General features: G+C 67.5%; 16 protein-coding genes. 7 read left to right on the top strand and 9 right to left on the bottom strand.

Going from position 1 to position 15,423, the window contains the following annotated elements:
- Positions 1–11: 11 nt before the first annotated feature.
- Positions 12–1,379: an FAD-dependent oxidoreductase gene (locus J2X98_RS17120; protein ID WP_307310564.1), complete on the top strand. Its 1,368-nt coding sequence runs from the start codon at positions 12–14 to the stop codon at positions 1,377–1,379.
- A gap of 177 nt (positions 1,380–1,556) precedes the next feature.
- Here J2X98_RS17120 and J2X98_RS17115 read toward each other — a convergent pair whose 3' ends face one another.
- From J2X98_RS17115 to J2X98_RS17090, 6 genes are all read right to left on the bottom strand, one after another.
- The gene (locus J2X98_RS17115; RefSeq protein ID WP_307310561.1) at positions 1,557–1,991 is read right to left on the bottom strand and encodes a hypothetical protein; all 435 of its coding nucleotides are present in this window, start codon (positions 1,989–1,991) and stop codon (positions 1,557–1,559) included.
- Between the two features lie 234 nt (positions 1,992–2,225).
- Positions 2,226–3,056: an oxidoreductase gene (locus J2X98_RS17110; protein WP_307310559.1), complete on the bottom strand. Its 831-nt coding sequence runs from the start codon at positions 3,054–3,056 to the stop codon at positions 2,226–2,228.
- A gap of 47 nt (positions 3,057–3,103) precedes the next feature.
- Positions 3,104–4,132 carry an aldo/keto reductase gene (locus J2X98_RS17105; RefSeq protein ID WP_307310688.1) on the bottom strand — a complete coding sequence of 343 codons (1,029 nt, stop codon included), beginning with the start codon at positions 4,130–4,132 and terminating at the stop codon, positions 3,104–3,106.
- A 9-nt stretch (positions 4,133–4,141) separates the two neighbouring features.
- Positions 4,142–5,023 (bottom strand): aldo/keto reductase, encoded by an 882-nt coding sequence (locus J2X98_RS17100; RefSeq protein ID WP_141940358.1) that lies wholly within the window; start codon positions 5,021–5,023, stop codon positions 4,142–4,144.
- Positions 5,024–5,100: 77 nt separating this feature from the next.
- Complete coding sequence (locus J2X98_RS17095; protein WP_141940359.1) at positions 5,101–5,685, bottom strand: hypothetical protein; 585 nt, start codon at positions 5,683–5,685, stop codon at positions 5,101–5,103.
- A 15-nt stretch (positions 5,686–5,700) separates the two neighbouring features.
- Positions 5,701–7,245, bottom strand: a complete 1,545-nt coding sequence (locus J2X98_RS17090; protein ID WP_307310556.1) for an MDR family MFS transporter — start codon at positions 7,243–7,245, stop codon at positions 5,701–5,703.
- A 125-nt stretch (positions 7,246–7,370) separates the two neighbouring features.
- Here J2X98_RS17090 and J2X98_RS17085 point away from each other — a divergent pair, with 125 nt between their 5' ends.
- The 5 genes from J2X98_RS17085 (at position 7,371) to J2X98_RS17065 (ending at position 11,964) form a co-directional block, all read left to right on the top strand.
- Positions 7,371–7,961, top strand: coding sequence for a TetR/AcrR family transcriptional regulator (locus tag J2X98_RS17085; RefSeq protein WP_307310554.1), 591 nt, complete (start codon positions 7,371–7,373; stop codon positions 7,959–7,961).
- A 55-nt stretch (positions 7,962–8,016) separates the two neighbouring features.
- On the top strand, positions 8,017–8,715 hold the full coding sequence (locus tag J2X98_RS17080; RefSeq protein ID WP_141940362.1) for an ABC transporter ATP-binding protein: 699 nt from the start codon (positions 8,017–8,019) through the stop codon (positions 8,713–8,715).
- On the top strand, positions 8,712–9,998 hold the full coding sequence (locus J2X98_RS17075; protein WP_307310548.1) for an ABC transporter permease: 1,287 nt from the start codon (positions 8,712–8,714) through the stop codon (positions 9,996–9,998). The genes J2X98_RS17080 and J2X98_RS17075 overlap by 4 nt, the downstream gene beginning before the upstream one ends.
- A gap of 102 nt (positions 9,999–10,100) precedes the next feature.
- Positions 10,101–10,991: a helix-turn-helix transcriptional regulator gene (locus J2X98_RS17070; protein WP_307310547.1), complete on the top strand. Its 891-nt coding sequence runs from the start codon at positions 10,101–10,103 to the stop codon at positions 10,989–10,991.
- Positions 10,992–11,199: 208 nt separating this feature from the next.
- A complete protein-coding gene (locus J2X98_RS17065) occupies positions 11,200–11,964 on the top strand; it encodes an SDR family oxidoreductase (protein WP_307310545.1) in 765 nt (254 codons plus the stop codon).
- A gap of 140 nt (positions 11,965–12,104) precedes the next feature.
- On the opposite strand, the gene J2X98_RS17060 is transcribed toward J2X98_RS17065, so the two are convergent.
- From J2X98_RS17060 to J2X98_RS17050, 3 genes are all read right to left on the bottom strand, one after another.
- Positions 12,105–13,076 (bottom strand): hypothetical protein, encoded by a 972-nt coding sequence (locus J2X98_RS17060; RefSeq protein WP_307310544.1) that lies wholly within the window; start codon positions 13,074–13,076, stop codon positions 12,105–12,107.
- Positions 13,077–13,143: 67 nt separating this feature from the next.
- Positions 13,144–13,509, bottom strand: coding sequence for a DUF7793 family protein (locus J2X98_RS17055; RefSeq protein WP_307310542.1), 366 nt, complete (start codon positions 13,507–13,509; stop codon positions 13,144–13,146).
- Positions 13,510–13,731: 222 nt separating this feature from the next.
- Positions 13,732–14,112, bottom strand: a complete 381-nt coding sequence (locus J2X98_RS17050) for a hypothetical protein (protein ID WP_141940368.1) — start codon at positions 14,110–14,112, stop codon at positions 13,732–13,734.
- Between the two features lie 244 nt (positions 14,113–14,356).
- Between J2X98_RS17050 and J2X98_RS17045 the strand changes: the two genes are divergently transcribed.
- A complete protein-coding gene (locus J2X98_RS17045) occupies positions 14,357–15,364 on the top strand; it encodes an MIP/aquaporin family protein (RefSeq protein ID WP_307310538.1) in 1,008 nt (335 codons plus the stop codon).
- Positions 15,365–15,423 lie beyond the last annotated feature (59 nt).

The following is a 15,423-nucleotide window of genomic DNA, read 5'->3' as shown; positions in this document are numbered from 1 at the left end:
AGGCGGACACCATGACATCCAAGGAGTCCCTGCCGGTTGCCGTGATCGGCGCCGGACCCGTGGGCCTCGCCGCGGCCGCGCACCTGCTGGAACGCGGGCTGGAACCGCTAGTCCTCGAGGCCGGCCCGGCCGTTGGGGCTGCCATCCGGCAATGGGGGCACGTCCGCGTGTTCTCCACCTGGAAATACAACCTGGACCCCGCCTCGGTGCGGCTGCTGGAGCGCAACGGCTGGGAAGCGCCCCGGCCCACCGCACTGCCATACGGCTCCCAGATCGTCTCCGAGTACCTGGAACCGCTGGCCGCCACCCCCGAACTCAAGGACCGGATCAGGACCGGGTCACGGGTTCTCGCCGTCACCCGGCAGGGCATGGACAAGGGCCGCAGCCAGGGCCGCGACCAGATGCCGTTCCTCCTGCGCATAGGGCACGACGGCGGCGAGGTCACCGAGGTGCTGGCCCGCGCCGTCATCGATACCTCCGGAACGTGGAGCACGCCGGCGCCGCTGGGATCATCCGGTCTGGCGGTTCCGGGGGAGTCTGAGGCCCGGGCTGCCGGGCTGGTCACCGGTCCGCTGCCGGACGTTTCCGCCGGTGGTTTCGCCGGCCGCCGCACCCTGGTCATCGGTTCCGGACACTCGGCCGCCAACATGGTCCTTGACCTGGCCCGGGTGGCCCGCGCCAACCCCGGCACCGAGGTCCTGTGGGCAATCCGCGCCGCCACCCCCGCCCGGGCCTATGGCGGGGGCGACGCCGACCAGCTGCCCGCCCGCGGCCAGCTCGGAGCCCGGCTCCGCACCGCTGTCGACACCGGGGCAGTCCAGCTCCTGACCAACTTCCACACTGCTTCCCTCGAAACCCATGGCGACTCCGTCACCGTGCACGCCGCGGACGGCCGGTCCGTATCGGTGGACCGCCTCATTCCCGCCACCGGATTCCGGCCGGACCTGGCCATGCTGTCGGAGCTGCGGCTGGACCTGGACCCCGCAGTGGACGCCCCCAAGGCGTTGGGCCCGCTGATCGATCCGGACTTCCACAGCTGCGGCACCGTCCCGGCCCACGGCGCACGGATCCTCGAGCAGCCGGAGAAGGACTTCTACCTGGCGGGCATGAAGTCCTACGGCCGCGCGCCCACGTTCCTCATGGCCACCGGGTACGAGCAGGTCCGCTCCATCGCCGCCGCCCTGGCCGGCGACACCGAAGCCGCGGACGCCGTCGAACTCGAACTGCCGGAAACAGGGGTGTGCTCCACGAGCATTCCCGGGGACGCCGGTGACGCTGCCGTAGAGGCCTGCTGCTCCGCCCCGGCGCCGGTTTCCGTGACCATCGGGTTCCCCACCGGACTCGAGCACGGCCGCACCGGAGGGGCTGCGAACCCGTAGCGGGGCACGGCGGGACTGGCGTGGTCGGCTTGCGATGCGCCTAATCATTTTCGACGCGCATCCTCCGCTGTGCTGCGCAAATGTCGGCTTCGCTGTGGAATGTGCGCCCCGGAAATGCATTGGCGCGTCGCTAAGCCGTGGCTGCGCGGCCACCATCGCCGGCCGGCAACCGGGAATTCAGCCCAGCGACGGGTCCCCGGAGTTGATACCGATGGAGCGGCCCCGGGCGAAATGGGTGTTCGCGATGCTGTTGACTTCGTGCAGGCTCTTTCCGGGGTGGCTCAGCCGGATCCACTCGTAGTCCCACTCCTGCATGTCACGTACCCGGCCCGCCCGTTTGGCCGCGCGCACGTGGGCCGTCAGGTCGTCACCGCCGAGGACGGGGCGGGGCGGGGCCACAGCGGGTTGCGGCCGTGGCAGGGGAACTCTGGCTGGACGTGCCGGGGCTTTCGTGGAGCGGACGAGCGCCACGGTCATGGCAACCGCGCCCAAGGCAATAAGCAGGACCCACCAGTATTGGATGATGAGGGCGATGACGATGAGGACGAGGAAGGGGGCACACCCCATAGTGCCGCCGCCCTTGCCTCCCGAGCGGCGCCGTTTTGCTGCCATGCTGGTTCCTCCAGCGACGTGATGGAACGTTAGGAATCCACTCTCGCACCAGGCGGCCGCCATGTCATGGGTATTGGCTACGCAATTTTGGTTCCTTGAGTCCGAGGTCCCCCTGGATCCGGCTGGCGACGCGCATATTCACTCCCGACGCGCATCCTCCATACCGCTGCGCAAATTTGGGCTGCGATATGGAATGTGCGCCGCGAAAATGCACTTGCGCGTCGCCGGACGGTGTCAGTCGGTGATGTCGGTGCCCGTGCTGAGCTCCTGCCACTGCTCCAGCTCGGCGCGCTGCGCGTCCGCCACCTTGCCGAAGGCACCGAACGCATCGGTCCCCAGGACCAGCAGGGCCGGCGGGTTGGGGGATTCGACGACGGCGATGATCGCCCTGGCTGCCTTGTCCGGGTCACCGGGCTGGTTGCCGTGCGCGGTGTCGTGTTCCTTGCGGCGCTTGCCGGCGGTATCCGCGTAGTCCCCGATGGCGGTGGCCGACTGCGTGAGCGAGCGGCCGGCGAAGTCGGTGCGGAAGCCGCCCGGTTCGATGGCGGTCACGTTGATGCCCAGCGGCTTCAGCTCGTTGCGCAGCGAACCGGACATGCCCTCCAGCGCCGCCTTGGTGGCCGCGTAGTAGCCGGAACCGGCCGGGGTGATCCGCGCACCGATGGACGAGATGTTCAGGATGGACCCTTCCTTGTTGGTGCGCATGCCGGGCAACACGGCCTTGATCATGTCCACCGCGCCGAAGAAGTTGGTGTCGAAGAGGCGGCGGATGTCGGCGTCGTCCGCTTCCTCCACGGCGGCCCGGTAGCCGTAGCCGGCGTTGTTCACCAGCACGTCGATGCTGCCGAACTTCTCTTCCGCCTGCTTCACGGCCGCGCTGATCTGCGCCTTGTCCGTCACGTCCAGGGGTAGTGGCAGGGCTGTGTCCGGGAAACCGGCGGTAATGTCCTGGACGGTCTCCACCTTCCGGGCGGTGACGACGGCGTTGTGCCCGGACGCGAGCACGGCTTCAGCGAGTGCGCGGCCAAGTCCGGTGGAGCAGCCTGTGATGAGCCACGTTGCCATGGGTTTTCCTTTCATAGGGGAGTGGGTAGCAAGGCGACGGCGGGCGCCTAAGCCCGCTGCCGCCGTCGTGCGTGTTCCGTGAGTTCGTGGGCGCCGTAGCTGTTGTCGTCCGGGTTGACCGTGACGCCGGGGGCCACCAGCTGGTCGATGCGGTCCAGCACCTCGGGGGCCAGGACGGTGTCCGCGGCCGGGAGGTAGGACTCCAGCTGCTCCATGGTGCGCGGACCCACGATGGCCGAGGTAACGCCGGGGTGGTTGATGACGAACGCGATGGCCATCTCGATGAGAGTGACGCCGGCCCATTCGGCCACCTGCGCCAGCTCCTCCACGATGTCCAGCTTGCGCTGGTTGGCCGGCTGGCTCATGTCGAACCGGGCGCTGGGCCGGGCACTCGAGGTGGGCCGGGAGGCAGAATCCTTCCGCCACCGCCCGGAGAGCCAGCCGCCGGCCAGCGGGCTGTAGGTCAGCGTCCCCATGCCGTGCCGCTGGACCGTGGGCAGGACGTCCTCCTCGATGCCGCGGGTCAGGATGGAGTACGGCGGCTGCTCGGTGACGAACCGCTCGAGGTTGCGCTCGCGGGATGCCCACTGCGCCTCCACGATCTGCGAACCGGAGTAGGACGAGGATCCGATGTAGCGGACCTTGCCCTGGCGGACCAGGTCGGTAAGCGCGCCAAGCGTTTCCTCCACGTCGGTGTCCGGGCTGGGGCGGTGCACCTGGTAGAGGTCGATGTAATCGGTGTTCAGCCGGCGGAGCGAGTTCTCCACCTCGCGGATGATCCAGCGGCGGGAGCCACCGCTCTGGTTGGGGTCCTTTTCGTCCATGGGCATGAAGAACTTGGTGGCCAGGAAGACGTCGTCGCGCTTCCCGGCAAGCGCCTCGCCGACGATTTCCTCCGACACTCCGGCGGAGTAGACGTCCGCGGTGTCGACGAAATTGATGCCGGCGTCCAGGGCGCGGTGGATGATGCGGGTGGCGTCGGCGCGGTCGTCGTTGCCCCAGGGGCCGAACATCATGGCGCCGAGGCAGAGGGGGCTGACTTGGACGCCGGTGCGGCCAAGCGGGCGGTATTCCATCATTTCTCCTTAGGCTTCCGGGATGACCATGGCGAACCGCTCGGGGCGGGCAACGTCCGGGTCCGGGCCGCTGCGGACGCCGCTGTCCAGGGCATCGATGGCGGTGAGTTCGTCCGCAGTCAGCTCGAAGTCGAACACGTCGAAGTTCTCCGCGATCCGGCCCGGGTTGGTGGACTTGGGGATGGCGGAGCGGCCCTGCTGCAGGTGCCAGCGCAGCATCACCTGGGCGGGCGTCTTGCCGTGGGCCTGCGCGACGGCGGCAATCGCCGGGTCCCGCATGACGTTCTTCCGGTTCTCGCCCCAGCCCGGGTAGAAGGTGATGCCGCCGATCGGCGACCAGGCCTGGGTGAGGATGCCGTGGTCTTCATCAATCGTCTGGACAGCCGCCTGCTGGAAATACGGGTGCAGTTCGATCTGGTTGACGGCCGGGACCACGCTGGTTTCCGCGAGCAGCTGCTGCAGGTGGTGCGGCATGAAGTTGCTGACGCCGATGGCCCGCACCCGTCCGTCCTTGAGCAGGGTCTCCAGGGCCTTGTACGCCGCAACCGTCTTGTCGAACCGGTCCGGCGCGGGCTGGTGCAGGATGAGCAGGTCCAGTTGCTCCACGCCCAGCTTGCCCACGGCCTTGTCCCACGCGTGCAGGGCCTCGTCGTAGCCGTAGTCGCTGACCCAGACCTTCGTTTCGATGAACACGTCGGACCGGTCCAGGGCGGAGCGGCGGATCCCTTCGCCCACCTCGCGCTCGTTGCCGTACGCGGCGGCGGTGTCAATATGCCGGTAGCCCACCTCGAGCGCTGTCTGGACGGCCGCCGTCGTCTCTTCCGGCGGACTCTGGAAGACGCCCAGGCCGAGCGCGGGCATGGTGACGCCGTTGTTGAGTTTCAGTTCCATAACCATGCCTTCACGCTATGCGGGCACGGGGGTTTATGGGAGGGCTTGCCAGTGCCTCCTTCGAGGCCGGCGGTGATTCAGGCGCTGCGGCTTTCTGCGGATTGTGCATCCTGCTGGGGCCTGCCCGCCGTGAGGAGCTTGATGGCCAGCATCCCGGAAATGGCGGCGAAGGGCAGCTCAACAAGGGCAGCTTCCAGGATGGCGGTTACCAGCGGCGGCCCCTGGGCAGCGGTTGTCACGTCGAAGAGCGCATCGATGCACAGGCTCGTTGAGAACGCGGCCGCGGTAAGCGCCGCATAAATGCTGCCCCTGAAGAGGAACACCGCCGTCAGCAATGCGGCGAGGGCTTCGAACCCGTCCAGGGCGAGCCACGCAGTACTCCAGTTGTAGGCGACCGTCACGGACGGCATGGTGCCGCTCAGATAGAAGATCCAGACGGCGTAGAACAGCACTGCCGCAGCGCCGCTGGCGATCGCCGTCCGGCGCCACCCCAGGCCCCGGAGCCGCACCAGGATCCGCCTGCGGACACGCAGGACCAGCACGATGGCCAGGAGGACGAGCCCAATTTTGAGCCCGACAAAGTGCGGCCCGACAGACCATGCGGGGTCCCGGACAGCGGGCAAGGCGGCCAGTGCGGCCGCTCCGGCTACGGCAGCGATCACCCGGCCACCTTACCGTCAGACAGCAAGTTCTTCAGCCGTCTGTTCGGCCGCCGTGGCAGGAGAGGGTGCATGCCCGCGCAGCGGGACGTGCCGGATGAACAGGGCCAGGACAAAGCCTGCCGCCGCCACCAGGGATGCCCAGAAGAAGACGGACTGGATGCCGTCGGTCACAGCCGTCTTGAACAGGTCCCGGACCGCCTGCGGGAGGGACTGGAGCGCGGCCGGGGTGATCTGCCCGCTCTGGTGCAGCCCGCCGCCGCCCATGGCGTCGGAAAGCCGGCCCGCGTAGATGGAGCCAAGGACCGAGATTCCCAGGGAACCGCCCATGTTGCGGGCGAAGGTGGTGGTGCCGGTGGCGGCACCGATGTCACGGATGTGGACACTGTTTTGCGCGATGAGGTTGGTGGTCTGCATCATGCAGCCCATCCCTGCCCCAAGGACGGCCATGTAGACGCCGGACTGCCACGCCGGAGTGGCAAGGCCCATGGTGGAGAACAGGAACAGGCCCGTGGCCATCAGCGCCGACCCGATGATGGGCAGTGCCCGGTAGCGGCCGGTCCGGCTGACCACCAGGCCGCCGCCCAGCGACACCACCATGGCCGCAATCATCATTGGCATCAGGAGCAGTCCGCTGCTGGTGGCCGACTGGCCCTGGACGTACTGCTGGAACTGGGGCAGGAACGTGATGCCGCCGAACATCGCGAAGCCCACGATAAAGCCCAGCGCGTTGGCGAGCGAGAAGTTCCGGCTGCTGAACAGGCGCAACGGAATGACTGGCTCTGCCGCGCGCCGTTCGATAAAGAGGAAAAGCACCAGGCCGACGGCGGCCACGGCACCAAGGCCGATGATTTCGGGTGAGTTCCACTGGTACTGGCTTCCGCCCCAGCTCAGCATCAGCACCAGTGCGGTGATCCAGGCCGTCAGGACGGCGGATCCCCACCAGTCGATGCGGACTTTGGCGGTCCGCTCCCGGCGGGGCAGCTTGAGGGTGAACCAGCAGACCACCAGGGAAAGGAGGCCCAGGGGAAGGTTGACGTAGAACGCCCAGCGCCAGGAGGCGTTGTCGGTGATGAAACCACCCAGCAGTGGGCCGCCAATCATGGCCAGGGGCATGACGGCCATCATGATGCCCTGGTACTTGCCGCGTTCCCGCGGCGGCACCATCAGCCCGATCGCCGCCATGATGCCCACCATCAGGCCGCCGGCACCCAGGCCCTGGAAGGCCCGGAACCCGATGAGCCCGGTCATGTCCTGGCTTACTCCGCAGAGGGCGGAACCGGCCAGGAAGACCACGATCGAGGCCATGAACGTGCGGCGGTGCCCGAAGATATCGCCAAGCTTGCCCCAGATGGGAGTGGCCACCGTCGATGCCAGGACATAACCCGTGGTGACCCAGGCGAGGTGGTCCATTCCACCCAGTTCACCCACGATGGTTGGCAGCGCCGGTGCCACGATCATGTTGTCCAACTGGGCCAGCAGCATGGCGATGACCAGTCCGCTCATTGCCGTGATGATTTGCCGGGGTGAGAGTCTGGCCTGCCCGGCGTCCTGGTCTGTCATGCGAATTTGGTCCTAGCGATTTTTGGTTTGGGGTCCACTTACCGCGCGGTTAGTATGGTACTTACCGGCCGGTTAGTTAGCAAGAGCAGCTCGGTGGCGGGCCGGACCGAAAGGACAGCAAACACATGGGATCCACCAGCGATGCCCCCGCGCCCGCTGAGGGCGGGACGCGCGAAAACATCCAGGCCGTTGCCCTGCGCCTGTTCGCCGAACAGGGCTACGAATCGACCTCGATGCGCCAGATCGCCGAGGAACTCGGCTTCACCAAAGCGGCCCTGTACTACCACTTCAAAAGCAAGGAAGACATACTCCGCGCCCTGATGGAGGCAATGCGCACGCAGATCACCGACCTGCTGGAATGGGCGCGCACCCAGGAACCCGGACCGGAGCTGCGGCGCACCGTCATTGCCCGGTGGACCGGGATCGTCCAGGCCCAGGGCCTGCGCATGTTCCGCTTCCTGGGCTCGAACTACCGTCTGCTCAGGGACATCAAGTCGGAACCCGGGCAACGTGGCGGAATGGCGGCGGCCGTGTCCGAGCTGTTTTCCATCATCACCCCGCCCGGGGCCAGCGTGGAGGACCGCCTGCGGGTCCGTTTCGCGCTGCTCACCATCAACATGCTTGGCATGGCCGCCAGGGACATCGACGCCGATGACGACGAGATCCTTGAAGCTGCGGCACGCATCTCTGCCGGGCTGCTCCCGCCCGGATTTTGACACTCCCTCACCGTCCTGCACGTCCCGCTTCCGTAATTCCTGATGGGAACTCCAAATGCCTGTGCCGATCCTGTCCACCCGCGACCTGACAAAAACCTACGGCCGCGGCCCCGACCGCTTTGACGCCCTCCGGGGTGTTTCCCTGGAGATTGACCGCGGTGACTCCGTGGCTATCGTGGGTAAAAGCGGGTCCGGCAAGTCAACCCTCATGCACCTGCTGGCGCTTCTGGACACCCCGGGCGGCGGCTCCGTCCACGTGGAGGGTACCGATGCCCGGAGCCTGAGCGGGCGCAGGCTCAACGCCCTGCGAAACCAGATGTTCGGGTTCGTCTTCCAGCAGTTCTTCCTCAACCACGCCACCACCGTGCTGGACAATGTGGTGCTTCCGCTGAAGATCGCCGGCATGGGCGCCCGGGAACGCCGCGCCCGCGGCATGGCCGTCCTGGAACAGCTGGAACTGGCGGACAAGGCGCGCAACAAAGCCGGGAACCTCTCCGGCGGGCAGAAGCAGCGCGTGGTCATCGCCCGGGCCCTTGCCAACAACCCGCGCGTTCTGTTCGCCGACGAACCAACCGGGAACCTTGACTCCGCCACGGGCCGCATCGTGGAGGACATCCTCTTCGACCTCAACCAAAACCACGGAATCACCCTGATCACGGTCACGCACGACCATGACCTGGCCGCCCGCTTCAACCGCCGCGTCTACATCCGGGACGGGCAGCTCATCACCACTGACGAGGAGCACGCGGCATGAAACCGCTGGAAACCCTGAAAACCGCCATCACCAACAGCTTCCGCAGCAAGCTGCGCACCACCCTGACGGTGCTGGCCATCTTCGTCGGGGCCTTCACCCTCACCATCACCAACGGGCTGGGCACGGGAATCTCCAACTACATTGACAGCCAGGTGGCAGCCGTCGGGGCAAGCAATGCCTTCACGGTGACCAGGGCCGACACCGGCTCCGGCCTGGGCTCCGGCCCGCAGAAGTACGACCCCAACACCAGGGTGCTCGCCGGCGGCGGCCGGCCCGGCTCCACCCAGGTGGCCCTCACCCAGGCCGACCTGGACAAAATCGGGGCCGTCCCCGGAATCACCGGGGTATCCCCGGTCACGCGGTTGAACACGGCCTACATCCAGTGGAACAACCAGGACAAGTACCAGCTGTCCGTGAGTGTGCTCGCGGGCGCCCAGCCGCAGCTGGACGCGGGCCAGAACCTCGACGACGGGTCCCCGGCGCCGCAGATCATCCTCCCCTCAAGCTACGTGGCTCCCTTGGGGTTCAGCGACAGCGCCCAGGCGGTGGGCCAGGACGTTACCATCGGCATCCCCGACGCCACGGGCACCATGCGGACCGTGACGGCCAGGATCAACGGCATTGAACAAAGCGCGCTCCTCAGCTCGGGCGGGGCGTTCATCAACAAGGCGCTCTCCACCGCCCTCACCCAGGCCCAGGCCACCGGGACCCCCGCCACCTCGGCCCCGGTGTACACGGCGGCCACTGCCACCTTCGCCCCCTCCTCGGAATCGCAGATATCCGGGATGAAGAGCCAGCTCTCTGGGGCGGGCTACACGGCGCAAACACTTGATGACCGGATCGGGACCGTGAAGACCGTCATCAACGGCATCATCGGCGTTCTCGATGCGTTCGCGGTCATCGCCCTGGTGGCCGCAGGGTTCGGGATCGTGAACACCCTGCTGATGTCCGTGCAGGAACGTACCCGCGAAATCGGTTTGATGAAGGCCATGGGCATGGGCAGCGGATCGGTCTTTGCCCTGTTCAGCGCCGAGGCAGCGTTCATCGGCCTCCTCGGCAGCCTGATTGGGTCCGGCGCCGCCATAGCCTTGGGCACGGTGGTCAGCCACGCCCTGGCCCGCGGCCCCCTGAGCGATCTGGCCGGCCTGCAGATCCTGAGCTTCGCCCCGGGACCGGTGGCGGTGGTCATCGTCCTGGTGATGGCCATCGCGTTCATCGCCGGAACGCTTCCGGCATGGCGGGCTGCCCGACAAAACCCGATCGACTCCCTCCGCTACGAATAGGCGCTGCGCTGACGCCGCCCCCCGGAGGCACTGGGAGTACCCGCGCTTGCCGGGTACTGCCAGTGCCTCCTCCGCTGGGTGGCGGCGGCGTAGCGTGGAGGCATGACCAACAGTGACGACGTACGGAAGTTCCTCACCTCCCGCCGCGCCCGCCTCACGCCCGAGGAGGCCGGGCTGCCTGTCTACGGCGGCAACCGGAGGGTGGCGGGGCTCCGGCGCGAGGAAGTGGCCATGCTCGCGGGCCTGAGCATCGACTACTACATCCGGCTGGAGCGGGGGAACCTGTCCGGTGCCTCGGACAGCGTCCTGGAGGCGCTGGCCCGGGCCCTGCAGTTGGACGACGCAGAGACGGCCCACCTTTTCGACCTGGCCCGCGCGGCCACGGCTGCGCCGCGCGTGCGCCGGAAGCGGAGCCCCTTGACGGTCCGCCCCAGTGTGCAGCGGGTCATCGACGCGATTACGACGGCGCCGGCCTGGGTCCGCAACGACCGCGGCGATGTACTGGCCGCCAATGAGCTGGGCCGGGCGCTGTACCTGGACATGATGGCCGAGCCGGTCACGCCCCCGAACAGTGCACGGTTCACGTTCCTGAATCCCAAGGCGCGGGAGTTCTTCCGGGACTGGGAGCGCAGCGCGGATGACATCGTGGCGGTCCTGCGCTCCACCGCCGGCAGGAACCCGTTCGACAAGGACCTGTCCGACCTGGTGGGCGAGCTGTCCACCCGCAGCGAGGAGTTCCGCGTCCGCTGGGCCCGGCACGACGTGAAGTACCACCGCACCGGCCGGAAGCGGCTGCACCATCCGGTGGTGGGTGACCTGGACCTGACCTACGAGGCGATGGAGCTCGCGGCGGACCCCGGCCTGCGGATCAACATCTACACCGCCGAGCCGGGTACGCCGTCCGAGGATGCGCTGAAGATGCTGGCCAGTTGGGCGGCCACGCAGCGCGAACCCGGGCAGCCGGCCGCCGAGGTGCCCGCCCGGGAGGGCTGACCGGCGCTGCGCATAATCATTTTCGACGCGCACCTTACATTTCGCTGCCCGCATTTGGGCCGCGCCAGGGAGCCTGCGCGTCACAGGCGGTTTTGCGCGTCGAGGACGGCGGAACGCGTACGACGCCGGGCCAACGGTCGGGTGCCCTGCTTACCATGGAGCCACAACAGTCCGCCCTTCCGGCGGCGTGTGAACTCGGGGAGATGGCATGGCAAACAACAAGCCCTTACGCGGGCAGGTGGCACTGGTTACCGGAGGCAGCAGCGGACTTGGCAAGGCAGCGGCACTGGCGCTGGCCGGGGCAGGCGCCGACGTCGCTGTCATTGCCCGGTCGGCCGATGACCTGCAGGCCACCGTCTCCGAGATCAATGGTTCAGGTGATGGTGTTCGTGCAGTGGCCGTGCCACTTGACCTGGCTGATGCGGCAGAGGTGGCCCAGGCGGTGGAGAGGGTCCAGGAGAATCTTGGACCTGTCACCATCCTGGTGAACGCCGCCGGAACCGATGTTCCCGGTTCGGTTGAGGACATCGACGCCGCCGGATGGGACAGGGTGATGAACGTCAACCTCCGGGCGGTTTTCCTCCTGGCCAAGGCGGTGTTTCCCGGTATGCGCCGGGCCGGTGGGGGAACCATCATCAATATCGGGTCGGTGGCCGGGCGCCGCGGCTGGGCCAACGCCGGAGCGTACTGCGCCTCGAAGTTCGCGCTGACCGGACTGACCCAGTCGCTGGCAGCCGAGGGCAAGGACCATGGCATCCGGGCCTGCCTGCTCTACCCGGGCGCAATGGACACGCAGTGGGGAGCATGGACTCCTGATGACCGGGACCAGGAAACCGCAGCCGCCGCACCGGCCAACGAGTCGCTGCCACCGGGCCACGTGGCGGACCTGATTGCCTGGATAGCGCAGTCTCCGCGGGAGATGGTCCTCAACGAAGTCACGGTCACACCACTGCTCGAAAAGGGCTGGCCCTAAACGCCGGATTCCTGGCCGGTCGCCCTTCCGGGAACCGCGCCAGCTATCGAAACCAGCTGACCGGCGCTGCGCATACTCATTTTCGACGCGCACCTTACATTTCGCTGCCCGCATTTGGGCCGCGCCAGGGAGCCTGCGCGTCACAGGCGGTTTTGCGCGTCGAGGACGGCAGAACGCGTACGACGCCGGGCCACCCCTGCCGCGGCCAGCTTCCGTTCCAGGGTCCCGGGCGCCGCGAGTTCGGCCCAGTCCCACCGCACCACGTTGATCCCCATGGCACGGATCCGGTTCTCGCGCTTCTTCTCCTCCACAACCACCTGCGAAGCCGACCGACCGCCACGGAACTCGGGCTTCACGTACTTCTCCTCGCCGTCGAATTCGCCCACCACCCTGGACTCCTTCCAATAGAAGTCTGTGTAGCCCACCAGCCCCCTGGAATCGGTAAAGGGTTGCTGAAGGACCGGGGCTTCAAACCCCGCCACGTGGATCAGGGCCCTGCTCCAGGACTCCCCGGGCGAGCCCGAGGCGGGATCGGCAAAGGCAATCGCCGTCCGGATCCGCCGCGCAGCAGCAGCCGAATACAGGGCACCGATCCCGGCTTCCAGTTCAGCCTTGGCGAGCGCGGGCAGCTGCCGGGACGGGTCGGGCCGCAGCACATGATCCAGCGGCACCACCGCCTCGGTGAACGGACTGAAGGCCGCCAGGTCCAGGGCGGTCCGTACGCGGTCGGTGACAAGGAGGCCGTCCAAAGTGACCACATTCAAACCGGCCCGCGCCGCAAAGTGGCGGCTGACCCCGGCACGCGAGCGGCCGCCGTCGTTCTTCAATGTCAGGGCCCGCACTGGGTCGTTTCCAACGGTGGGGATTCCCCAAACGCTCGCTGAGGAATGCCGGGCGAAGACAACCGGTTTTTCGAACGTTTCCGCAGCCGCCTGGACGCCGATACGGTACTGCTCCCACGGCTTCAGCTCCCGCCACGTGGGTCCGTCAAGGTAAACACCCTGCCGGACCCGCACCAGCGCGCCGGCCCGTACCCGCTTGGCGAGGTCGTTGGCACTGAGTCCATGCAGCAGACGGTCGCGGGACAACAAAAGCGGGGGAAGGTCGGCCATGCATCCACGGTGCCCCGTGCGTTCAGGCACCTGAAGAGGCCCCCACTCCTATGTGGAAAAACCTGGCCTACGGTACCGCCGGATCCGCCATCAACCACGCCACCGCCTCGTCCAGGGATGTGAAGAACCGGGTGGGATGCATCGGCCTGTGCCGTCCCGTGTAGAAGCCGGCGAGCGTCTGGTCCACGGGCGACGTGCCCACCACGGCCGCGCGCGTCAGCGGCCAGCACCCGGCGAATGCGAGAAACGCCCCCTGGTCGATCCACGCCAAACCGGTCATTTCCACCAGCAGCGGAAGGGGCCGCCCACCGCTAAGGGCCCTGGCGCGCTCCATCAGCGCCACCGCGTCGCTCTCCGTCACCACGTCCCCGGGCGCCCACTTCAGGTGCAGCATCTCCCCGGAAAGCTCGATGGTCCCGGTGACGTCTTTCATGACTCCTACTTTGCTTCCGTTTTACGGAACACGCAAAAGTACGACGCGCCTTCTTCTTCCCGCGGCGCAGGTTCCACTTCGCTGCGCGGATTTGGGCCGCGCGGTGGAGGGTGCGCGTCAAAGGGGCATAAGCGCGTCGCCAACACCCCGGGAGCCTGCGCATGAAAAGCACGACGGCGGCGGCCCACCTCAGTGAGGCCGCCACCGTGTGCGTGTGCGGGCCTAGTGCCCCGCACCGTTGCCTGGCTTGCGCGTGGGAGCCACAGTGCCGCTCTTGCCGTAATCACCTTTGGGGTACCGCCCGGTTTCGGACTGGGCTGTCCGGCCTGTGGTTTCGCCGGCTTCGCCGTAGTCGGCCTTGACGTACCGTCCGGATCCCACGGTCTTGTCGCCCAGGGGTTCGGGCAGTCCGCCTTCTCTGCCGGCCCCGCCGTAGTTGCCGGCGATGTACTGGCCTTCCTCGTCCTCCGCATGGCGGCCGCGCTGTGCCCCGGCTTTGCCAAAGTTGCCTTTGACGTACCGCCCGCGCAGGTCGGGTTCCTCGGGCGTGTGTTCCGGGCCGGCGGCGTTCGGGGTGTTTTCGATGGTGCCGTTGTCGTTCATGGTCGTGCCTTTCCGAACGAACTCCACGTCCCTAAGGTGCAATTCGGAGCCTGCCGGGGTGCCGCCCGTCGGGCGGAACGCGGCTCCGTGCCTGCGGAATCGGGCGCCGTTGCAGGGCTGCCCGTCGGTCGGGTTTCGGACTGTTACCCAAGGACACTTTCGGCGTAGCATGAAAGTACCCGGATTGTCAATTAGTCCGGATGACACCCAAGATTGAAGCCAAAATCGCAAAGAAGGTACTGCGATGAGTGATGTCAGTCCCCTGAGAAATGCAGTCCGCAACGGCAGCGGACTCAAGCAACTGGGCGGAACCTGGGGCGAGCTTCTTGCGGAATTTCTCGGCACGTTCGTGCTGATCGCATTCGGCGACGGCGTGGTGGCCATGGCCGTCGCCGCGCTGCCGGGCTCCGGCAGGGCTGCGAATGCAACCACCATCTTCATGGCCGCGGGCGACTGGTTGCTGATCGCCTGGGGATGGGCCCTGGCGGTGGCGCTGGCAGTCTATGTGGCCGGCGGCGTCAGCGGCGCCCACATCAACCCGGCCGTGACCGTGGCGTTCGCGGTGCGCCGGAAATTCCCGTGGCGCAAGGTTGGTCCGTATATCGCGGCCCAGGTGGTGGGGGCTTTTGCCGGGGCGGCGTTGGTGTACCTGCTGTACTACAACGCCATTGACGCCTACAACAAAGCCGTGGGCACCGGCCGTACCGACCCCAAAGGCCTCGCCACCTACTCCATCTTCGCCACGTTCCCGGCGCCCTACTTCAACGGGAACCCCACCGGCCCGCTGATTGACCAGATCGTGGGCACCGCTTTCCTGGTCATGTTCGTCGTGGCCATCATCGATATGCGCAACACCGCCGTCCAGGCGAACCTGGGCCCGTTCATGATCGGCCTGGCCGTTGCCGCCATCGGCATCTCCCTCGGCGCCAACGCCGGTTACGCCATCAACCCGGCCCGCGACTTCGGCCCCCGGCTTTTCGCCTGGCTTGCCGGCTGGGGCCAAACGGCGCTGCCTGGCACAGTGGATGGCGCCTTCAGCTGGTACTTCTGGGTTCCCATCGTCGGCCCGCTGGTGGGCGGCGTCATCGGCGTCCTGGTCTACGACTGGTTCATCGGCGACGTCCTGGATGCCCGGGCCCGGCTGCGGGAGTCCACGCCTCCGGGCCGCGCCGGCGGAGAGACGCCGCCGGCAACCGAGGCCGAGCCGGCTGCGGCGAAGACGCGGACCATCCCGAAGAGGAGGGCTGCGTAAGCCCGGTGTCAGGCGCGGGCGCCAGAGCGGAAAAGCGCGACGGCGGCCCGCGCCTTTCG

Source organism: Pseudarthrobacter enclensis (genome assembly GCF_030811655.1).
Classification (GTDB): Bacteria; Actinomycetota; Actinomycetes; order Actinomycetales; family Micrococcaceae; genus Arthrobacter; species Arthrobacter enclensis_A.
Note: the sequence above shows the minus strand (reverse complement) of the source record. Positions and strands in the feature narration are given on the sequence as shown.

What these genes read in the sequence shown, in the direction of transcription:
- J2X98_RS17120 (WP_307310564.1), top strand. Translation starts at nt 12, where the DNA reads ATGACATCCAAGGAGTCCCTGCCGGTTGCCGTGATCGGCGCCGGACCC.
- J2X98_RS17115 (WP_307310561.1), bottom strand. Translation starts at nt 1,991, where the DNA reads ATGGCAGCAAAACGGCGCCGCTCGGGAGGCAAGGGCGGCGGCACTATG.
- J2X98_RS17110 (WP_307310559.1), bottom strand. Translation starts at nt 3,056, where the DNA reads ATGGCAACGTGGCTCATCACAGGCTGCTCCACCGGACTTGGCCGCGCA.
- J2X98_RS17105 (WP_307310688.1), bottom strand. Translation starts at nt 4,132, where the DNA reads ATGGAATACCGCCCGCTTGGCCGCACCGGCGTCCAAGTCAGCCCCCTC.
- J2X98_RS17100 (WP_141940358.1), bottom strand. Translation starts at nt 5,023, where the DNA reads ATGGAACTGAAACTCAACAACGGCGTCACCATGCCCGCGCTCGGCCTG.
- J2X98_RS17090 (WP_307310556.1), bottom strand. Translation starts at nt 7,245, where the DNA reads ATGACAGACCAGGACGCCGGGCAGGCCAGACTCTCACCCCGGCAAATC.
- J2X98_RS17085 (WP_307310554.1), top strand. Translation starts at nt 7,371, where the DNA reads ATGGGATCCACCAGCGATGCCCCCGCGCCCGCTGAGGGCGGGACGCGC.
- J2X98_RS17080 (WP_141940362.1), top strand. Translation starts at nt 8,017, where the DNA reads ATGCCTGTGCCGATCCTGTCCACCCGCGACCTGACAAAAACCTACGGC.
- J2X98_RS17075 (WP_307310548.1), top strand. Translation starts at nt 8,712, where the DNA reads ATGAAACCGCTGGAAACCCTGAAAACCGCCATCACCAACAGCTTCCGC.
- J2X98_RS17070 (WP_307310547.1), top strand. Translation starts at nt 10,101, where the DNA reads ATGACCAACAGTGACGACGTACGGAAGTTCCTCACCTCCCGCCGCGCC.
- J2X98_RS17065 (WP_307310545.1), top strand. Translation starts at nt 11,200, where the DNA reads ATGGCAAACAACAAGCCCTTACGCGGGCAGGTGGCACTGGTTACCGGA.
- J2X98_RS17060 (WP_307310544.1), bottom strand. Translation starts at nt 13,076, where the DNA reads ATGGCCGACCTTCCCCCGCTTTTGTTGTCCCGCGACCGTCTGCTGCAT.
- J2X98_RS17055 (WP_307310542.1), bottom strand. Translation starts at nt 13,509, where the DNA reads ATGAAAGACGTCACCGGGACCATCGAGCTTTCCGGGGAGATGCTGCAC.
- J2X98_RS17050 (WP_141940368.1), bottom strand. Translation starts at nt 14,112, where the DNA reads ATGAACGACAACGGCACCATCGAAAACACCCCGAACGCCGCCGGCCCG.
- J2X98_RS17045 (WP_307310538.1), top strand. Translation starts at nt 14,357, where the DNA reads ATGAGTGATGTCAGTCCCCTGAGAAATGCAGTCCGCAACGGCAGCGGA.